General features: G+C 36.3%; 13 protein-coding genes and 1 pseudogene. 2 read left to right on the top strand and 12 right to left on the bottom strand.

Annotation, left to right across the window (positions count from 1 at the left end):
* The first annotated feature begins 13 nt into the window (after positions 1-13).
* Together DXB73_RS01150 and DXB73_RS01155 are read left to right on the top strand one after the other, a co-directional pair.
* Positions 14-217, top strand: a complete 204-nt coding sequence (locus tag DXB73_RS01150) for a helix-turn-helix domain-containing protein (protein ID WP_118689867.1) — start codon at positions 14-16, stop codon at positions 215-217.
* Between the two features lie 9 nt (positions 218-226).
* A complete protein-coding gene (locus DXB73_RS01155; RefSeq protein ID WP_118689868.1) occupies positions 227-550 on the top strand; it encodes an NUDIX domain-containing protein in 324 nt (107 codons plus the stop codon).
* An 85-nt stretch (positions 551-635) separates the two neighbouring features.
* On the opposite strand, the gene DXB73_RS15115 is transcribed toward DXB73_RS01155, so the two are convergent.
* The 12 genes and pseudogenes from DXB73_RS15115 to DXB73_RS01215 form a co-directional block, all read right to left on the bottom strand.
* Positions 636-947: an IS110 family transposase gene (locus tag DXB73_RS15115; protein ID WP_347559502.1), complete on the bottom strand. Its 312-nt coding sequence runs from the start codon at positions 945-947 to the stop codon at positions 636-638.
* Positions 948-1,071: 124 nt separating this feature from the next.
* Positions 1,072-1,221, bottom strand: coding sequence for a transposase (locus DXB73_RS15120; protein WP_347559503.1), 150 nt, complete (start codon positions 1,219-1,221; stop codon positions 1,072-1,074).
* Between the two features lie 49 nt (positions 1,222-1,270).
* Positions 1,271-5,956, bottom strand: a complete 4,686-nt coding sequence (locus DXB73_RS01165; protein ID WP_118689869.1) for a DEAD/DEAH box helicase — start codon at positions 5,954-5,956, stop codon at positions 1,271-1,273.
* Positions 5,953-9,183 carry a hypothetical protein gene (locus tag DXB73_RS01170; protein WP_147354448.1) on the bottom strand — a complete coding sequence of 1,077 codons (3,231 nt, stop codon included), beginning with the start codon at positions 9,181-9,183 and terminating at the stop codon, positions 5,953-5,955. The genes DXB73_RS01165 and DXB73_RS01170 overlap by 4 nt, the downstream gene beginning before the upstream one ends.
* Before the next feature lie 174 nt (positions 9,184-9,357).
* Positions 9,358-11,040: a recombinase family protein gene (locus tag DXB73_RS01175; protein ID WP_118689871.1), complete on the bottom strand. Its 1,683-nt coding sequence runs from the start codon at positions 11,038-11,040 to the stop codon at positions 9,358-9,360.
* A 48-nt stretch (positions 11,041-11,088) separates the two neighbouring features.
* The gene (locus tag DXB73_RS01180; protein ID WP_118689872.1) at positions 11,089-12,102 is read right to left on the bottom strand and encodes an ORF6N domain-containing protein; all 1,014 of its coding nucleotides are present in this window, start codon (positions 12,100-12,102) and stop codon (positions 11,089-11,091) included.
* 142 nt (positions 12,103-12,244) lie between these two features.
* On the bottom strand, positions 12,245-12,610 hold the full coding sequence (locus DXB73_RS01185) for a helix-turn-helix domain-containing protein (RefSeq protein WP_118689873.1): 366 nt from the start codon (positions 12,608-12,610) through the stop codon (positions 12,245-12,247).
* Between the two features lie 73 nt (positions 12,611-12,683).
* Positions 12,684-12,920 (bottom strand): hypothetical protein, encoded by a 237-nt coding sequence (locus tag DXB73_RS01190; protein ID WP_118689874.1) that lies wholly within the window; start codon positions 12,918-12,920, stop codon positions 12,684-12,686.
* 775 nt (positions 12,921-13,695) lie between these two features.
* A complete protein-coding gene (locus DXB73_RS01200; protein ID WP_118689875.1) occupies positions 13,696-14,052 on the bottom strand; it encodes a hypothetical protein in 357 nt (118 codons plus the stop codon).
* A 445-nt stretch (positions 14,053-14,497) separates the two neighbouring features.
* Positions 14,498-15,196 (bottom strand): class I SAM-dependent methyltransferase, encoded by a 699-nt coding sequence (locus DXB73_RS01205; protein ID WP_118689876.1) that lies wholly within the window; start codon positions 15,194-15,196, stop codon positions 14,498-14,500.
* Between the two features lie 37 nt (positions 15,197-15,233).
* Positions 15,234-16,127, bottom strand: coding sequence for an NUDIX domain-containing protein (locus tag DXB73_RS01210; RefSeq protein WP_118689877.1), 894 nt, complete (start codon positions 16,125-16,127; stop codon positions 15,234-15,236).
* 355 nt (positions 16,128-16,482) lie between these two features.
* Positions 16,483-18,150: pseudogene (locus tag DXB73_RS01215) on the bottom strand (recombinase family protein); the annotation flags it as partial.
* Between the last annotated feature and the right edge of the window lie 31 nt (positions 18,151-18,181).

Raw genomic sequence — 18,181 nt, forward strand, 5'->3', positions numbered from 1 at the left:
TGGAGGTTAGACAATGCGAATCAGTTATAACAAATTATGGAAAATGTTAATCGACAAAGAAATGAATAAAAACGATTTAAAGGATGCTGCTGGAATCAGTGCAGCATCCATTGCCAAGTTAGGCAAAGGTGCAAATATTACTACGGATGTTCTATTGAAAATATGTGAATCTCTCGATTGTCGAATAGAGGACATATTAGAAACAGTTAAAGATTGAGGTGATGCAATGGACAGAAAAACTTCAGTAGAACTTACAAATATGTGCATGGTTTATGACAACAATGGAAATGTGCTTGTTGAAAAGAAAAATCTACCGGACGGATCAACGGGTCTTATCTTTCCTGGTGGCCATGTAGAAAGCAATGAATCTGTTGTTGATTCAATGATAAGAGAAATGTACGAAGAAACAGGTTTATCAATCAGCAACTTAGAATTTTGCGGCATAAAAGATTGGATTGAATTTGATCAATTTCGCTACATGGTATTTCTTTATAAAACTATTTCATTTGTTGGCTGCATCAAATCTTCATCAGAAGGAGAAATCTTTTGAATGCCGATAGATGAGTAAAAAAAAGGAAAACCTCTATGGCATCGTGGCTCACTTACGCCGGACAGGTAGCTCATTGGGGCGCAGATTATTCAGCATTTTTCCCTATCACTGAGATTGCTGCTTCGTACAACACGTATCGCAATCTTTTCCTTCCACGGTAACTGATCTGGCTTTCTCCGTTATGCTTTCCGGAATCATTGCTGACAATGGCATATCCGGCAAGTTTCTGCAACTGCTTTGGGTTGTCAAAACGTCCAATGTCACCCACCTCTGCCACAAATCCACACACCGTAGTGATACCTATTCCTTTGATCTCCAACAACGTGTCAATATATGGTATCTCTGCCAGAGCAGCTTCGATCGTCTGCATCAGATCATCCATCCTTTTGCTGTACATTTCATAATCGTTCAGCAAAAGCCGTAATTCTACTCTTGCCGCTTCCGGTGCTTCATGGTTGCCAACGCTATGCTCTGCTTTGTTTACCAGGGGCTTTGCCCTCTTTAATCCTACTGCTCTCAGCTTAGCATTCCGCCATATGATGCGGATTCACATACACTACGCGCATCCCCTGTTCCTGCAGGAACGCTCCGAGATTGAACCAATAATGCCCTGTCGGCTCCATGCCCGGTATCACCTTTTTCTTATGATGCCTTTCAGCAATCTCATCCATCCAAGCCATCTTTCAAAACACACTCTCCCTTATACTTATAAAGACTGTTTTAAGGTCTAACACCTATTTGTCTCAATAGACTTTCAATGAAATCACGAGCATACTTGCGTTTTAATTTACTGTGATTTGCTTGGTTGTAATAGTTTCTAAGGCAGTTATAGCAAGAAGTGTTTTCATCGCAACATTGTTGTGATACTTTCGCATATGCTGCATTTAAAGATGTTATTACAGCGTTCTTCTCAACCAGTCTCTTAACATGACCTGCTCCTCCTGGAACATTGTCATAGATCAAAATATCATAGCTATGCTGCTCTAGGTTCAGTTCAAGAACACCCTCTATGTCATTTCTCTCAATCCCAAGTCCAATACTTATTCCTTCAAGAAATGCATACATAAATGACAACGCAATCGCATAATCTTCCTTCGTAAAGGATCCTAACATAGGAATAGTAAATCGAGCTACATCTGTTTGGAATCTATGTCCAAGCTTAATTTGAGTAAGTTCTTCACAAGAGCAATCAAATTGCCTGTAATTCTTGTGTTTCTTTAATGATGTAGGTGTAATTACTTTTCCTTTTACCATGTCGCTATATCCACATACTGGACACATATTGAATGATGACTTGTTCATGACAAGGAGCTCGTCATTGGTGCTTGTCTCAATGGTAATAGCATTTGATAAAGAAACAACATTCTCATCCTTTATACCACCACCAAGATATGATACTTCACCAGCATATGACCTTTTTGGCTTCGCACGAGTACTTTCTTTCGTGATACCAGTTTTAAATCCGTTTACTGGTTCAATATAAAATTCTTGTACCACTGTACCAAGAGGTTCTCCACAATACTTGCACTCATTTCCAGTTCTTGTACTTACAGACACATTTATCTTTTTACAATTAGGACAAGTGCAGAAATAATTTCGTGGATATTCTCCTGTTTTAGGTAAGGAAATATACTTTGAAGTATATTTTTTGCCATCAACAATGATTTCTGAATCCGGAGCATATTCTGATATCGCAATTTTTAAATCGCGACTCAAATCATAGCTATTATCCAGAATACCTTCTTTATATATTTGCAATTCAACAACATCAACCGGGAAGCCATATTTAGGAATGACACAGTACTTTGAAAGTGAATCAATTACCTTTTCCTTATGCAAATTCTCAATTTGTCTTTGATAATAATCTGCTTCCTTATAGTTTTCTTCTGTTACAGCTTCCTTTTTCGCCTTCTCATACTCTTCTGCAATGGATTTAATTGTTGAAACAAAATGCTCCATCTTTTCATCATTGCCTTCGATTTCGTCAAACCATTTAAAGTTGTGATAATCTCGATATACATCCCCAGGGAGTATTTTCTCGTTGATATAGGTATTCAAATCACTCGGATGACTCGAAATATAGCTTTTAAATTCCTCTAATGCTTTTCCAAAGACTAATTCATCAATACTTCTGAAATAATCTGGGTGTATTCTAAAGAAGAATCCTAAACATGTAGCCATCAAATGGCGAACGATTATCTTATGATTTACTACATTAAAATATGGTGGCTTAATGACACCAGAAATCATTTTTTCCGGACTACAGAAGTATGTATAATCATGAGATCCAGTCCCACAGTATGTCAAAATGTATGCTGCACTATCTTTTCTTCTTCCTGCACGTCCTGCACGCTGTACATAATTCGCAGGTGATGGTGGTACATTTCGCATAAATACTGTTTCAAGGTTACCAATATCAATACCCATCTCAAAAGTTGTTGAACAACTTAAGATATTGATTTTTTTATTTTTAAAGTCTTGTTGATATTGCTTTGCCTTTTTTCGATCAAGCTGAGCAGTATGTTCCTTAACAACAATGCTTTCGATTTTCTTTGTCTTATATTGTCTTCTGTAATAATTCGTTGCAAGCGCCTCATCCGGATCTACTTCACTCAATGTGCCATCACATTTATCCTGAACACACTTATTATGGACATTATATGGAGTCAAACGACCACACTTAGAGCAAATATAGTATTTTGATGTCTTATAATTCTTAACTACATACTTACTTGCTTCAATTTGATAGCATTCCTTAGTTTCATGCTTCTTAAACAATTCACCCGCAACGGCCAAGTTGTTAAAAACAACCTCCAACAATGCTTTTGCTGATTCTTCGTCACAGTCACAAACTTTCTGAACATAACGAACAACCATATTACCCTTTCCCTTTACAGGTAAGAAACTTCTAACACCATTTATTGTCTTAGGGCAATTGAACATTACGTAGTTATCAAATCTTCTATATTCCAAAGCTTCCATCTTTTCATCTGGAGTTAATGTTGATTTGATCGAGTTTATGGCAGGTGCAACTTTGAATATACCAAATACAACCTGCATAATTGTTTCCAGGTCCTTCTTTGTAATGTTATATCCTCCAAATTCAGCTTCAACGTCTTCTTCGTCAACTTGAGACATGATGTCAGTTAGATCAACATCAAAGAAATACAATCCTAAACCTTCAGCATCATTCGAACCATCAACCTTTAATAGATCAACAAGTGTTGTAATCCAAGCATTTTTATGTGCACTTAAATCATTTTGAAATAAGTTACCTTCTTTAATCATTCCTGAAAGAGTTGCAGTAAGCTGATCTACAGAAATATTTCTATATTGATTATCTTTAATTACTTTCCAGATCAGTCTTTTCTGTAGCATTCTAACCTGGTTAGAATCCAAGAAAGCTGCTGAAAAGCTAGCTTGTTGACGACTATCGGAAAATGCCAAAAATTGCTTTACATTTGACGTCTCTGGTTCTGATTGAATGCTTTCTTTTCTCTTCAAAGATAGTTTACCAGTTTTCTTTTTAGTCTCCGTTCCATCATCAATTGCTTCATACAAAATCTGAGCAAGCAGTGCAGTTCCCTCATCTTTTCCTACATTCAAACTCTTAACAACACCTGCTCTTGCTTTGTGACCGCAGCAAGGGCACTGATTTATATTATTGAACGCCGTTTCTTCTCCATCCTTCTTTGATTGGAGAACTTTAAATATAGAATGTTGAAGGCTGTCTCCGCAATTACATCGGCGTGCATTTAAATTTCCTGCAACATGAATCGCACCACACTTTGAACAAACCTTATACTCTTCAAGGATATCGCGGTCAACTTCCTCTTCATTTAATTCATTGCTCAACAAGAAGTAATCAATGCTTACAAATTTGTTATTTCCATAGTTTTCATAAATATCAACTTCCTTGTTCTGATAGAGATAGTCAAGCCCATCACCTTCATTACGCTGAATCTTTCCGATTATGTATGGTGAATTACAATATCTACAGTTTCCAGCTTCGAAAGCCTTTAAATCACCAAGCATATTAGTTTTAGTAAGGCTTAATTGTGGATTGTTTCCAAGAGTGATGTATGCACCAGCTAATGGGCGCACAAAAGAATGGTATTTCAGATCAAAAATACCTATCCCGTCTTTTTCTGCCATGTTGATGAGATCAATCAAATCTATCAACTGTTCAGATGTTATTTGATTATTAAAGCTAGCAAGAATACTTTTAAAGCTCTTACTTCCATCTTTTAATGTTTCATATAGATGGAAAACGTTTCTATCACCTACAAACAATTCATACAGGTAACTCTTCAAGTCCATTGAATCTACGTTTTTGTATCTATTTCCAATGGTTCTAACCGTCTGTATATCATTCTTCGCTTTCTTTATTTCAGAATAATCCCCTGCATCAATCGTATAACTCAACTTCGAACTAGATAGTAAAATTCTTTTAGAGAAAATAATATCTTGAATATCAAAGCTTGCAGATGTAAGGCTTCTAGCAAAATTTACGATCTCGCTTTCAGATTTGCCTTGCTCACCCAACGTGGCACTGGTTAGAATAAAGCGTGGTTTATTTGAAGCCAATCCTGTCAATCTACGCATCAACAATGATAGTTCGATTCCCAATGAGCCATAATACGAATGTGCCTCATCAAGAACAACAAACTTCCAGTTATTTAACCTCTCTGGAGTAAAGATTGAATAATCATTTGGCCTGATCAATAAATATTCCAGCATAGAATAATGCGTGAACAGCAAATGTGGTGGATTCTTTCTAATTTCTTCTCTCGAAACCAATTCATTCTCAGGGATGAAAGTATTATTCTCTGCACCATATTTCTCACGATAATTCTTAGGAACGCTTTCTTCCGTTTCCCCTGTAAAGAATCCATACGTAATTTCAGGACACTGTGTGAGTATTTTTCTTACTCGATCAATCTGATCGTTTACAAGAGCATTCATTGGATATAAGAATATTGCTCTAACGCCAACTTCCATATTACCTTTTTCAACATCAGACATCAGTTCATTTAGAATTGGATACAAGAAACTCTCTGTCTTTCCTGAACCAGTACCCGTTGTAATAATTGCGCTTCGACCAGAGCAAATACGCCTAATACTCTCTTCCTGATGAGAATATAAAGGCCTCTCAAAATTCATATCTCCCAATCTACGAAATGATTTACATACTGCACCATCTGCAATCATTTCATCCAAGGACATTCCTCTTTTAAATGGCAAATTCAAATCGACATAAGGCCCCTTAAATAAATCTTCAACTTCCAATTGTTGCTCAAACAATTTTTGTAACTTTGGAGTTTTAAATTCAAAAGAAGACCTAAGATATTCTTTATACTGACTATTTATGTATTGAGATCGTTCAATAGGATTTCTCTTGCTCACACTGATTCAACTCCCTTCATATCGATATTGTAAGAAAAGATATCAACAGCTTTGCCATCGTCCAGCGAATTCATAATTCCATGATGATCGAAATCAAGCAACAGCCCATCTCCATCCTTAGTAAGAGATAATTCTATCATTCCATCTATAACATCACTGCAAATTTCAATATCAACGGGATTTATGTTATCCAACATAAACGCACCATTGTATGTTCTTACATATACTTCACCTATATATTCATTTCCACTTATCATTTCTTTAAAACAAACATATGTTGTATTAAAGTAATGTCGCTTTCTTAGAAACTCTCCTCTGACAAACTGATCAAAGTAAACTTCCTTAATTTTGAAGGATTTTCCTACAAAATCTTCTCTCGCATAAAAGACGATTGGAAATTCCTTTAAAATGCGTTCTTTTTTGAGCGAAAGTCCTCTCTCTTTTTCAAAGAAAATCACTTTATAGTTTATAAAAGATGATAAGTCATATACATTCTCTTGAACTTCTTTTTCCAAAGCAGAACTTGTATATACGACATTATCCTCATCATCAATTATCTTAAACCTAATATTCCCTTGTCCGTAAAAGCACGGCGTGACAACAAGAGCTTTGTCTTCATGACTATAAATAACTGTTGTTTTATCCTCATCAAGAATACATTTGTTGTAACACCAGATTCCCTCATGAAAGCGTTCTTCTGCAACCAACACTATTCCCACGCAATCATAATTCGACTTATATGACAGTAAGAAGCCTGCAGAGAATCTGCTAAACACTCCTTCATTCTTAAGCCCAGGTGCTTCTTCAATGATTTGACCAGCACTGGTTAGTAAACATATTTTGTCATATTTGCATCCATACAGATCAATTGAACTTTCCTGAGTAATATCACCGATCCAAATTTCTTGTGAAAATGGTCTCCAATCTCCATTATCAATCCTGTATAACGGAAATCGGAATGGAACATAATAAATATATTCCTGATTATTCCAATTTAACTTAATCCAGTCTTCTCTAAAATCCTGAATACATATCTCATCAAAAATTGGTTGTGACATCAAATCAGATTCCACAGAAACAATATATGAATTCTTGTTGTTCTCAACCTGTTCAACATGAAGGTTTTTATCTATAGCAAATTGAGTACGTAACACACTGATTCTTTTGCCAGAATGTAGCGCATTCACTCTTAGCTGATAAATTCCTGAATCTAAACAATCAAGTTTTAGCGAATACTTATTGATTCCTTTTCTTTCAACTGTAGAATGTTCAAAAGCATCCATTTTATACGAGCGCTGATTAATTTGGATTTCAAAACTACTGTCCGTAAACTCACTTTCAAAAACAAGGAATACCTCATCTTTAAATACTTCAAACTTGCAATCAGCCTGCGCAACGAAATATCCATCATATTTTTCACCAAACACACCAGGACGGATCATCTCAGAAAAATTGAAAACTTTATTATCGACAAGAACAGCATCTCCCAAGTGTGCACTATATGAAGATAGGCAATATGACTCTCCTGAAAAATACAAATGCAGCTTATCAACCTTACTCTTCGTACAGAAAACAGCTGTCCCGGAATAGTCTTTATTATTTGCCTGTTCCTGCCCTCTCTCATCAAATACAATGAAGTTACGATGCAATCTGGTTTTGCTCTCATAAATCACTTCATTTCCTGCTACCAACTGGTAAACAACTCTTCCAAGTGGATTAGAAATTTCAATTGCAGGATTCTTAATCTGATACCCACCAATGATTTCACAGATATCTTCTACATAATCATCATAAATGACCTTTTCCTCATTCCTAACAATGATTCTGATACTTCGATAATCATATATAGCTTTCACGCGATGAATCGGAGGAACTAAATAAACCATATTCCTATTCAAAACATATTCTGGTTCCCAACGCGATCTTAATTGTTCGGATTTGCTTCGATGTCCATACTCTTTTTCTCTATTAATTGTTGAAAGCCATTCTTCATATCCTCTTTTCAAATATGGATTGTAAAGAACGTTATCCTTGTCCCAAATATATTTATCAATCAATCTAACGATAATGATACTAAGCTTAATAACTGCATCGTTATATACAGGATTAGTAATCAGCTGCTTTGTTGATTTAATCAATTTATATGTTTTCTTCGTTACATTAACTTGAAGTTCGTCACTTTCAGAACGCATTACATTCTGCAATCCATCATAAACAAACCGAAACTCACCATATAAATCATCAGGCAAATCGCTATTAAAATTTAACTTATATATGTCGTAGATAAACTCAAAGAATGCTCCCAGATAATAGCTTGGAACAATAGATCCCGCTAATACCACATTGATAATACGAGTCTTTGTTCCTGTTACATCATCCTTTATTCTGTAATTATTTAATAATGTTCGAATAAGCCCTTCTACCTTTTGTTCTGAATACCGCTGGTACAAGTTCTTGTAAGTTTTTCTTACGGATTCATAAAAAGCTCCATCATAGTAGAGCATGCCAATTAAAACAAGAGACACAAATACAATTTCAGGATCATGGACATAGGTACCAGAATACGAATTTAACGCAATGCCCAGTTCCCTCTCTGCACGGTTATGAATAATATCTATTGCTTCAGCATTATCCAATAAATCAATCAAATCAATACCGAGATTTTTTCTTTCTTTGACACAGGTTTTTAAGTATCCTATTTTCGTTTCTATCTGCGCATCGTTTAATTTCTTTTTGAGTATTTCTAGAAGTGATTCTTGTTCCTCATGCGTAACAATCCCATCTTCTAGTATCCGATCTATTTTTTCACAGATGATTTTAGAAGGCTTATGATCACGAATGAAAGATTCATTAGTTCTCATCCATTCTTGCAAGCGACACACTTCTTTTTCGTTGATTTCATTGTCGCAAATAACACCTTCAATGATTCCATTAAGTTCATAAATCTTCGCAGAGGAATCAGTTTCAAGAGCTGTATATTGACTACAATTATCTATAAGCATTTCTCGTTCTTCATCTGTGATGATTCCATCTTCAAGCACTTGTTCTACCAGTGAAATTAATTGAGCTTGCCTAGGCTCGTAAGATAAGTTCTTGTTCTTGTTCACCCACGAAGACAATCCGGCTACCTCTAGCTTATTGATAATACCGTCGTAGCTAATGCCGTTTATTATTCCTATTAACTCATTTATGTTACGCATCATCAACTTGTGTGGTGTTTGCTCCAAAAACTACCACAGCTCTCCTTTCATCTAGTATCTGTAATGCAGAAAAGCTTCTGCAATCTAAACTTACAATACAAAACAAGGTATCCATTTATCAGGACTCACTGGTTTTTGAGGCTCCGTTAATTTATCCAGAAGCACTCAAAATCCCCTTATTTTCAAGCTTTTTTCACACTTTTACTTCTGTACTTTTGACATCAAACATACCGTTTCATTTTGTGTATTGTTATCCAAACCTAGTGTAAACTCTTTTTCTATAATCGGCAACTTAAATTCTATGGATTTCAGCCACTGACCATTCTCTTTGCGTTCTTCGTAAATCTGTACATTATCCACCAACTGTGACAGGAACTCTCGTTTCTCAGCTTCGTTCATTTTGGCATACAGCTTATCAAAGAAAATGAGTGCCTTGTATATATTGTCTCCGGTAATCTTGTCTGCCAGCAGAGCGCGTTTCTTAGTTTTTGCAGATATAAGCAATTCCTCTGCTTCATCTATTTTATCATAAGTCTTGTACAAACGGTTCTCTAAATCTGTTTTTCTTCGCTGATAATGTTTATCCTCATAATCAAGAGAATCAATATCTGACAAGATCGTATCTTTGTTATGATATAGCTGTCTTAATTGTTTTTCGTAATTTGCTATTTCCTGATCTAATGCGCTTGTGTCTACTTCCATATTTATCTTCCTGCGTATTAAATCCGAAAATTTAGGATTGCTAACCAGTTTACTGATCACCTCTGCAACAGAAGCATCCAGCATTTCTTCATGCACCTGTTTTTTATAACCGCATTTATGACCTCTGGTCATATTCCGGTGTTTACAGCCATAATAATAAAAGTCCTTATAATGGCTTCCATCCTTGCGCTTCTTAATGGCCTTGTTGCCATACATTCCTGCACCGCAGACAGGACATTTTAAAATTCCAGATAAAAGATGTATCTTTTCTTTCTTATCACGATTGACCTTTTCGTACTTTTTAGCCTGTGCCGCCACCTTGACCTGCGCCTGCTCCCATACTTCTTCTGATACAAGAGCTTCATGTAAACCATCTACCAACAGATAATCATCTTTCTTAACTTGTCTGTACTCGTTCCTTGTACCATGAACCTTTTCTGTCCGTCTTCTACCATAGGAGATTTTACCGCTATAAACCGGATTCTGTATAATTCTTCTGATAAGAGCAGCATCAAATAATGGATTTTTGCCATTCTGCCTGGCTATCTTATGGATTCCATGATTTTCTAAATACTTAGCAATTCCATTCGCTCCCAGATCTGTATTCACATATTGGTCAAATATCGTTCTGATAGCTACTGCCTCTTCCTCATTCACTACCAATTTTCCATCAATGATAGCATATCCATATGGTGCAAAACCACCATTCCATTTACCTTCCCTGGCTTTCTGCATCCTGCCTTCCATTGTCTGAACACGGATGTTCTCACGTTCAATCTCTGCCACTGCTGACAGAACAGATATCATAAGTTTCCCGGCATCTTTAGATGAATCTATTCCATCCTCTACACAAATCAGATTCACACCAAAGTCCTGCATCACTTGTAATGTTGCAAGAACATCTGCCGCATTTCTTCCAAATCTGGAAAGCTTAAATACAAGGACATAAGACACTTCATCTTTTCCTGATTTGATATCGTCCATCATCTGATTAAATGCAATTCTTCCCTCTATTGACTTACCGGATTTTCCTGCATCCTCATACTCCCCGGCAGTTTCATACTCATTATAATCACAAAAGGCTTTCATTTTTGTTTTCTGTGCATCTAGAGAATATCCGTCTATCTGCATTGTTGTAGAAACACGGGTGTAAAGATACACTTTTATCTTTTCTTTAGACATTCTTATCACCTCTTAACGTCATTTTCGCAGTCAAAGCATAGCTACTAATTATACCTGTTTATCTGGCAGTGAAAGTAATCTGTCTATTACCGGATGAATAATTGCTGTCTCTGTAATCTGATTGATGGCACAAAGTTTCTTCCCTGCATCCTTACTGGATGCTCCACAATGATAAACCAGTTCTGTCTTTTCCCCATAATCAAGTATAATTAACCTGTCGTGACAATCAGGATTCGGCTTAATCCGAATCGTTGGATATTCATTTTGAAAATCCGTCACTAAAGAGTTCGTAAGAAATCCTCTCCCACCTTTTCCATTCTCTGTGAATAAAACAACTTCCACGCCATCTGCTTTCTGTGAAAGGTGTTGTAATGATTTTGCATTCATATAATCATCCACAACATAGATTGATTTATTTGCCTGTTGGTAGATTTCTATGTATGCAATGTCAGCTTCTAACTTCTGGCCTTTATAAATCACAAAATTCTTGACATCTTTTTCCGAAATAAAATTCTCACTTAGCTGTTCAACATTCTTTTGAATCAAATTAACCTTTTGGTCTGTTTGTTTCTGTTTATCTATTAACCCAGTTGTCTGCACTGATATTTCAGTAACTTTAGATGATAGTAACTCCATTTCAGATCTTGTTACAAATTGCTGGTTCTGTTTAATATAATGTCGCATTTCTCTAAAGGTACGCATAATAAAAATGCTTTGTTGCTCTGCTAATTCTCCGCGAAGTACTGTAGCAAGCATATAGATTCCTTGCTCTGTAAACGCAAAAGGCATCTTTTTAATATTGGATCCCTGTCTATTACTCTTTTCGTTCAAAGTCGCAAATTGCGACTTTGAAAATCCCTCCGGTATTTCTTCTCTATTTAGTTGAAACATGAAATCCTCTGGAAATCTACTAATGTTCCGCTTCACCTGCTCATTTAATCGTTTGACTTCATATCCATAGATTTCTGCTAAATCTTTATCCAGCATTACCTGCTGTCCGCGAATTATATACACTTTACTACGAATATCATCTGTAGTAATCAATTCCTTTGTATCTTCCATTTTTCCTCCTACCAAACCGGTTATTAGTTCCGTCAGATTGATTTTTCAATTCCATTTCATGAAGTCACAAATTGTGACTTCATGGATTTTTGATTCAAGGTGCAGTTAATTCACCTTGAACGTTAACGCAACTTGAGATTAATCAATCCTCCACAATACTCTCCATCTGTTCCAACTTCTGCAAGGCCTTTATATACGCCATCAGTCGTTTATACTGCTCATCACCTAGACTATGTATCTGTTTTAAAATCTTAATATCCGCCCTAGTGACTTCATAATCCATATCTGCATCTTTATATTCCGGGTCAATTCCCTTCCCCGTTAAAAGCTGTTCAGGAGTAATATCTAATGCATCACATATTGAAAGCAAACAATCCGCTTTTGGATTTGTCTTTTTCTTTTTCCAGTCACTGATGTTACTCGTTGCAATTCCAGTTCTTCTTGAGAGTTCCAACTGCGTTATGTTCTTCTGCTCCATCATATAAAAAATTCTTTCACTGATAATCATGATTTTTCCTCCACCAACATTTCATGTGCATCCGTATTTTGCGATTTTAATATCCGTCTTTACGGTTATAATATCATGCGACAGCTTTTCTTTCAATAGAGATTTTTGTATTTCTGAATTTTACTATATTCTTCGGTTTATAAAATTCAACATACAGCTGTTTAATTCTTTTCATGAGAAGATAATGATCCGGATCTGGCAAACTATCCAAATCCATCGCTTCTGCATACTTTGCTACCATTTCTCCGATAAAATTTGCCAAATCACTCCAGGCATCTCTTTCTTTTAGAACCACTTTATTCTTAACCATAATTAAAATCCTTTCTGACATTGTCATTGAAATCCATCGTATCCCATCCATAGTGATGTCCTTTCATTCCCTGATAGGATAAGATAGATATTATTAAAATTAGTATTGTTATTATTAGTTTTATTAGGCTTTGATTTCTACAGTTCTAAATACGTAAGAATCAAAACTCTGTGGGTGCATAAATCAAAATTCCTAGATGTGATTTTCACTCCTCTTCTTTTTTGATTTTTACCTGTGTGAATATCCCTCAAAATACTTTTTTAAGATACAACTTGTTAGGCTTACCCGGTCCTTGCCTCTTTCGTTCAAGTGCTCCCGCCTTCTCCAGCTCATCCAATAGTTTGCAGGCTTTTTGAGTGCCACAATTCAAATCCTTGCAAACTCTTTTTACCGAATAATAGATAAACACCCTTCCTTTGTCATCAATCCATCCATTTTTTATTGACAGGGAAACACGGTCTAAAAAGAATGCATATAATAGCTTTGCATCTGCTGATAACTCCGCAAAGTACACATTATTCACCAAGCATTTTGGTAATCTGAAAAAAGTAAACAATTCTCCATAACCTCAATCCTTCCTTCTTTACATTTTGTAAATATGCAACGCTTTCTCAATTTGAACACCGGCTTTCCCAAATCATTCTCCAAATGCTATTTCACAAATTGGCAAGCAGTGCACCGGTATATACCCGGCGCATTTTTGCTTGTTGGGGAATGCCCCAATCCCCTCGAACTGCGGATAAACCGCAGAGCCACGCTAACGCTTTTTATCAATTCACCTTCTCTTCTTTGAATCCTCCTCATATAGATGAATAACTGCTTCAAGTGCCTTTTTCAGAAGTTCTGTTTGCTCATTATTCATCTTTTTTATTTCTGCAATATCCTCTTCATACAGCTTACCCATTTCATTTGCTTTCTTAGCATACTGATTGAGATCATTACTAATCCTTGTATGCAAAGATATTACCCGGTTCAAATCAGGCCATTCAGAGATTATTACATACCCGTTTAACGCCATCTTCCTGATATACGCACTCATATTATGAACTCCGGCTTCCTTCATCCGATCATGCAATATTTCCACCTCCTCCGGTTTAAATTTCACATAAATACCTTTTGAATACTCTTTCACTTTGCATTTCCTCCACTCTTTTTACTTTGTTTTTTAGAAATCATTCTATCAGGGCATTTGATGACTTTCTAAAAATAGGCAACAAAAAAAGCAACCGATGTTACTCGATTGCCATGCTGCCACTTTTACAAGACTATATCCGCTCAAAAAATTGTTAGTATTGTACAAATAGTTTTGTGAATAATTCTGTCCATTTTCCATTACAAAATGATAATTGACTTTTTAGAAATAGTTGTTCTCAGATTTTCTACAAAATTAGAAAAAGCCCAAACCACAAGGGTTTGAGCTCCATTTGTACATTCGTATTTTCTGCTTTTGGGTATAAAATCTCCGCTGTTAAATATAGAATATTTGTTCGTTTTTGTCAAGTCATACTTACAATGAAGAAAAGCTACCTGTCGATTAAATATGTCAGCTGATTGCCATATATTTCATTTAATGCAGTCTAAATCTTTTTCAGCAAAAGATGGTGGAAGAATGCAATATCTCTGTACTCCTGTATCTGTGATACTCTTAACTCAAGCTGCATCATTTTCTCCTGCCAATCTTCATCCCCATGCTTTTGTTGATTCTGCTGCAAATCCCAGAAAGTTCTTATTCCAAAATTAGCTGAGATAGTTAATTGTGGCTCCCATTTAGTAATATCATTATCTTCATAATATCTTATAGTCCCAAACTTAGAAGCTGTGCTGTTTTTTCCATCAAGAATTGCATTTGCCTTTTCAAAATCATCAAGCAAAACTGCCATTTGCATTACGCGTCCCGGTCTGTTATGTTTTACAATAGATAAAATTCCGTTCTGCTTAAGCACTCTAGTCAAAACCTTTATTACCTCTTCCTTGTTATCAACATACTCGAGTACATTGTGACAAATGATAATATCAAAAGTTTTATCAGCAAATGCTGATAAAGTTTTAACATCGCCCATTATTTGTGTATATTGATAATCTTTCCAAGCATTTGTCAGCATTTCTTGCGATGGTTCTATTGCAATCACTTCATTCTTTTCTGCGAAATAATTTGCTGTGATTCCTTCACCACTTCCAAAATCAAGTATTCTTTTTCCTTCTATTTCTCCTATCTGTTTCCATACTATTCTCTTGAATAGCCTCTCCCATGCCGGAAGTTCTGTAATTTTATGCATATTATCCGCGTCCTTTCCATACACAAAAACCAATTTTCTATCTTATCAAAACGCCACTAAAAAACTGTTCTTGAAATGCAATCTGTGCATATATTTCATCATCACTCGGAAGTTCTATATCACTATGTATAACTCCTTTTTCGTCACAAGGAACCACAATCCATTTCGTTTCATTATCATCATATCGATGATATACTGCAATAACTTTTCCTGTATATTCTGCAACAGCCGAATTCTCTCCAAAAAGATAGATATCCTGCTCTGCTCCGTCTCCACCTTTTATCCCGGTAACATACCCATAATTGATTGGATAAATCATCTCTTTATGACGTGGGTGGTAGCTTCCCTTAGGACGATCTATCTTTCCGCTTACTACTTGACCAATAATATCCTGATATCGGTTTGATGGGACAGGGTTGTCCTCAAATCCAAAAATATCTTTCACATTCAGACAGCAATCACCATGATCATACATTTTTCTAATTTCCGCTACTGTGAGCCATCTTGTTTGAATCACTTCATTTGTTGTTGCTCTTTGTAGGTCTGGTTCTTCTGTTGTTTCAAAATAATAAGAATCTCTTATCCAGTTATGTCTAAATCCGTCATAAGTAAGAGCTACTTTTGTAGCAAGAACAGTTGCTTTTTCACGTTCTAACGTGATTCCTACTTCCTCAAATACTTCTCTTAAAGCAGCATCTAAACTGGTATCTCCTGCTATGGAATGTCCCGCAACAGTTTCCCACTTTAATGGATCCGTATCCTTATCTGCCGAGCGCTGTGACACCAAATATTTCCCGGTTTTAGGATTCTTAATCCAAACCATAACCCATAAATGAAATTCATCTTTCAAAAGATTCTCCTGTTCTCCACGAGCGCAAATTTTTCCATTTTTCTTCCGATCTATTGTATATACATCCCACAATTCACTCATTCCCAATACTCTCCATTTTTATAGACATATTTTGTAAAATACATGCCTATTAGACCTTCCTCTAAATCATTTTAAAAAATTCTAATGCCTCAACAATCGCATCCTCTTTCTCCTTCGGACACTTAGGCTGTCTGGTATCATCAGATTTAGGTTTATTGTAATTCTCACGCTCTATAATTCCATACTTAGCCTTAACCTGCGCAATATAAAGGTTAGATACTTTCATCCCCTCATTATGCTCTGCCACATATGACTTGATTTCCTCATAGGTTGCTTTACTCTCAGCAGAGGTAATATCTAACTCATCCATATCCAGTCTCACATTCACATGATGCTTCGCCTCATGAAGTTTGGACAAAAGACATACCGTCTCAACGGTACTTTCGTTGTCCCAACAAAGTTCCTGTATTTCCCTGTCTCCAAAATACACCGGAAAACGGAACTTTATGTGCTTCAGGAATCTGCCATCTGGCTGCTCCTGCTCGTAAATGTCCACCCGTTCTACAAAGCTGTTAAGAAATTCTTTCTTCTCCAGATAGGTGAACTTATCATATAGTTTATCAAAATATAAAAGAAATTGATAGACGTTTTCTTCTGATATTTTCTGTTGCTGGATATTCAACAGGCGATTCTTTACTTCCTCTATACTGTTCTCCACACCTTCAATTTCATCATACAGACGGTATAACCTTGTCTCCATATCCTGATATTTCTTCTCATAAAATTTATCCATGATATCCAGGCTATCCATCTGCTGTCCAAGTCTTCCTTTTGCTCCGGTCAGCTGTCTGTGCTGTTTTTCCAGTCTTTCAATCTCTTTTTCTATTTCTTCTGTATCTATTCTTGAACCGATTTTATTCAGAATTGCTTCTTCAAATTTAGGATTCTTCACCAGCTTCCGAATAACTTCTTCCACTGCATTGTTAATCTTCTCCTCACTCCATTGTTTACGATATCCACATTTATGACCATCTACCAGGCGACGATGTTTGCAGGCATAATAGAAATAATCCTTATATAAAGTTCCGTCTTTCTTTTTCTTTCGGTTCACGTTTCCATACATACCACTTCCACATAACGGGCATCTCAATATTCCGGATAAAATATGCTCATGATCGAGACTATGTATCTTTTCATATTTCACACCTGTTTTTTCCCGTTTTTGATGAGCCAGCTCCCAGTCTGTTTCCGAAATAATCCCTTCATGGATACCATCGTGCAGCATATAATTTTCCTGCTTTACAATGCGATATTCATTTCTTGTACCAGAAACTTTCTCGTTTTTCCTTCGTCCATAAGCCAGCTTTCCACAGTATACCGGATTATCCAGAACGCCTTTTATAAATGATGCGGCAAATGCGTCCAGTGTATTATTCTGTCGTTTTTTCTTTTTATATCCATGCTGGTTCAGCCATGCAGCAATCGCAGAGATTCCCATATTGGTATGAATAAATTTATCATAGATCAGACGAATAATTTCCGCTTCATCCTCTGCAATCTGCAATTCTCCATTTACCAATTCATAGCCATATGGAGCAAATCCACCGTTCCATTTTCCTTCCCTGGCTTTCTGCTTACGTCCCTCCATTGTCTGAACAAGGATATTCTCTCGTTCAATCTCTGCCACCGCAGACAGAACAGAAATCATCAGCTTTCCACTATCTTTTGAACTGTCAATTCCATCTTCTACACAGATCAGATTCACTCCAAAATCCTGCATTCTTTGCAGAGAGTTTAACACATCTGCCGCATTACGACCGAATCTGGAAAGCTTGAACACCAGTACAAACTGTACCTCATCTGTTCCATTCTCAATATTATCCAACATTCTCTGAAATTCCGGTCTGCCCTCTACGCTTTTTCCAGACTTACCTTCATCAGAATACTCATTTACGATTTCCATATTCTGAAATTCTGCATATCTCTTGAGTTTTTCTTTCTGAGCATCCAGACTGTAGCCATCCACCTGCATGGTTGTGGATACTCTGGTATATATATCGCATTTAATCTTTTTATTCTTCATAATCTTCCTCGCAGTATAACTCCGTTTTATT

Origin of the sequence: Clostridium sp. OM05-6BH, from assembly GCF_003481635.1 — a bacterium.
Lineage (GTDB): Bacteria > Bacillota > Clostridia > Lachnospirales > Lachnospiraceae > Butyribacter.